We start from the raw sequence: 568 nt of genomic DNA on the forward strand, positions 1-568 counted from the left end.
GGCAGCGCCAACGTCATGGTGGCGACGGCGATCACCACCAAGTCGCCGGACGAAAAGCAGGTGTTGGAGAACGCCAACCGGTGGGCGGCGACCGCGACGCAGGAAGGGAACAAGTGGAAGATCAGCAACCTGCAGCAGGTGATGTGACCGCCGAGCAGCACCCGGCCGCCTCGGCGGACGACGCGACCCGTGTGGCCGAGAGCGCCCGCCCGGAGCGCCACGACGAAGAGGCCGACGCCGCAACCGAATCCGAGGCCACCGGCGAGGACGCGGCCGAACCGGACAGCGCCGATGCCGAGGTCACCGACGAGGACGCGGAGCGGGTGGCGGACGCGCCGCAGACCAGCGCCGCGCGCAAGAACCGGCGGGCCGGGAGGGTCTGGGCCGTCGTCGCCACCATCGCCGCCCTGCTGTTTGTCGGTTCCGCCGCATTCGCCGGCGCGATGCTACAGCCGTACCTGGCCGACCGGGCCACCGCCGCAACGAAAATGAACGTCGCACGGACCGCCGCCAATGCGATCACCACGCTGTGGACGTACACCCCGGAAAACATGGACACCCTGGCCGA

The 568-nt window shown here is 70.4% G+C and carries 2 pseudogenes; both read left to right on the forward strand.

What is annotated here, in order from left to right:
- A pseudogene (locus A9W96_RS05495) lies at positions 1-147 on the forward strand (mammalian cell entry protein); the annotation flags it as partial.
- Positions 114-568: pseudogene (locus A9W96_RS31220) on the forward strand (mammalian cell entry protein); the annotation flags it as partial. The pseudogenes A9W96_RS05495 and A9W96_RS31220, both read left to right, overlap by 34 nt.

It is taken from the genome of Mycobacterium sp. 1245852.3 (genome assembly GCF_001669335.1).
In the GTDB taxonomy this organism is placed as follows: domain Bacteria; phylum Actinomycetota; class Actinomycetes; order Mycobacteriales; family Mycobacteriaceae; genus Mycobacterium; species Mycobacterium europaeum_A.